Consider the following 2226-nt stretch of genomic DNA (forward strand, 5'->3'; position numbering starts at 1 on the left):
CACGCTTAAAAATAATAAAAGCAGACTTGACCTGATAGTTTGGCTGTGAGCAATTATGTGCTTAGTGCATCTAACGCTTGAGTTAAGCCGCGCCGCGAAGCGGCGTCGGCTTGAACGAATTGTTAGACATTATTTGCCGACTACCTTGGTGATCTCGCCTTTCACGTAGTGAACAAATTCTTCCAACTGATCTGCGCGGGAGGCCAAGCGATCTTCTTCTTGTCCAAGATAAGCCTGTCTAGCTTCAAGTATGACGGGCTGATACTGGGCCGGCAGGCGCTCCATTGCCCAGTCGGCAGCGACATCCTTCGGCGCGATTTTGCCGGTTACTGCGCTGTACCAAATGCGGGACAACGTAAGCACTACATTTCGCTCATCGCCAGCCCAGTCGGGCGGCGAGTTCCATAGCGTTAAGGTTTCATTTAGCGCCTCAAATAGATCCTGTTCAGGAACCGGATCAAAGAGTTCCTCCGCCGCTGGACCTACCAAGGCAACGCTATGTTCTCTTGCTTTTGTCAGCAAGATAGCCAGATCAATGTCGATCGTGGCTGGCTCGAAGATACCTGCAAGAATGTCATTGCGCTGCCATTCTCCAAATTGCAGTTCGCGCTTAGCTGGATAACGCCACGGAATGATGTCGTCGTGCACAACAATGGTGACTTCTACAGCGCGGAGAATCTCGCTCTCTCCAGGGGAAGCCGAAGTTTCCAAAAGGTCGTTGATCAAAGCTCGCCGCGTTGTTTCATCAAGCCTTACGGTCACCGTAACCAGCAAATCAATATCACTGTGTGGCTTCAGGCCGCCATCCACTGCGGAGCCGTACAAATGTACGGCCAGCAACGTCGGTTCGAGATGGCGCTCGATGACGCCAACTACCTCTGATAGTTGAGTCGATACTTCGGCGATCACCGCTTCCCTCATGATGTTTAACTTTGTTTTAGCCACCAATGATGCCCTCACTTTCCATGATTTTGGTGGGAATGGATTTTCTTAGCGGCAACTTACTTTCGTTGTCTATATCCATGTTAAAGGCGAAAAAGTAAACCTCTGTCTCCTTCTCAACCCACCCAACCCACCATGCGACACCAGGATTTGACTCAGTTCCCACACCAGAAAAACCAGTTTTTGAATGCACTAGATATTCAGGTGCCGCCTCCGTTACCAAAGCCTCTTTTACTATTAGCTGGTTTTCTTTAGATGCTGACAATTTATTTAAATATAGAGACTCTAGAAACTCCACTTGATTAACTGCGGAAATTCTAAGCTGGCCTTCCAACCAGAATTTGTCAATGCCACCACTGATATTCTGGTTGCCATAGGAAAATTTTTTAAGGTATTTCTGCATTCTTACTTCGCCAACTTCTCTGGCGATTTGTTGAAATACGGGAACAGCTGAAACTTGTATTGCCCCTCTTAAGGTCAAGTCTCTTTCCCATTGCTTCATGGCTCTTGGCTTTCCGTCCCATTTGAAAACCTGATGCTCATTCTTTATGACACCAGTTTCTAGGCCGATAATTGCGTTGGGGATCTTAAATGTTGATGCTGGAAGATATTCCTTTGATGCACGAGCTAAGTCATTGGTAGCGCAGGATTTACTGCTACTTTTACAAAGCACGAAGACACCATTGACGGCTTCGGCAGAGAACTCTTTGTTCCAAGACGTATTTTCTGTAATTGAACCAGCTAATGCCGTACTCGAAAGACACGCGATAATTACATATGCGGCAAATGTTTTCATGGCACCTTCTTGGTGGCTAACGCCTGAAATAAGCCGTGCCGCGAAGCGGCATCGGCTTGATTGAATTGTTAGACGGCAAACTCGAGCCAATACTTGTGCAGGCCAACAATATTAGACGAGCACAGCATGGGCATTGCCGCTTTGATCTTCTCCAGTGACCAATTCCACCACTCCATCTCCAGAAGCAATGAAATTTCCTCATCGGTGAAGCGTTTCTTAATCTTCTTAGCGGGATTGCCGCCAACGATAGCGTAAGGCTCCACATCTTTTGTCACCAACGAGCGGCTGCCTATCACCGCACCGTGCCCGATCTTGATTCCGGGCATGACCATTGCCTCAGAGCCGATCCAAACGTCATTGCCAATGACAGTATTACCTGCTTTTTGGAAGGCATCGAGTGCGCTTGAGAATGCAGGGTGAGAGCGTGAACATTTTGTTAAATTTCACCCAGTTTTTTGAGACCCGCATTGAGTACCGTTTCCAGATAT

2 protein-coding genes and 1 pseudogene are annotated in these 2226 nt (G+C 47.7%); all 3 read right to left on the reverse strand.

Annotated features, from left to right (window positions below; genetic code table 11):
• Positions 1–129: 129 nt before the first annotated feature.
• Complete coding sequence (gene aadA1 / locus PG888_RS22725) at positions 130–921, reverse strand: ANT(3'')-Ia family aminoglycoside nucleotidyltransferase AadA1 (RefSeq protein WP_001206316.1); 792 nt, start codon at positions 919–921, stop codon at positions 130–132.
• Positions 922–937: 16 nt separating this feature from the next.
• Complete coding sequence (locus PG888_RS22730) at positions 938–1738, reverse strand: oxacillin-hydrolyzing class D beta-lactamase OXA-10 (RefSeq protein WP_000846390.1); 801 nt, start codon at positions 1736–1738, stop codon at positions 938–940.
• A gap of 68 nt (positions 1739–1806) precedes the next feature.
• Positions 1807–2154, reverse strand: a pseudogene (locus PG888_RS22735) (CatB-related O-acetyltransferase); the annotation flags it as partial.
• Between the last annotated feature and the right edge of the window lie 72 nt (positions 2155–2226).

The sequence above is a fragment of the Aeromonas sp. QDB23 genome (assembly GCF_027707745.1).
In the GTDB taxonomy this organism is placed as follows: domain Bacteria; phylum Pseudomonadota; class Gammaproteobacteria; order Enterobacterales; family Aeromonadaceae; genus Aeromonas; species Aeromonas allosaccharophila.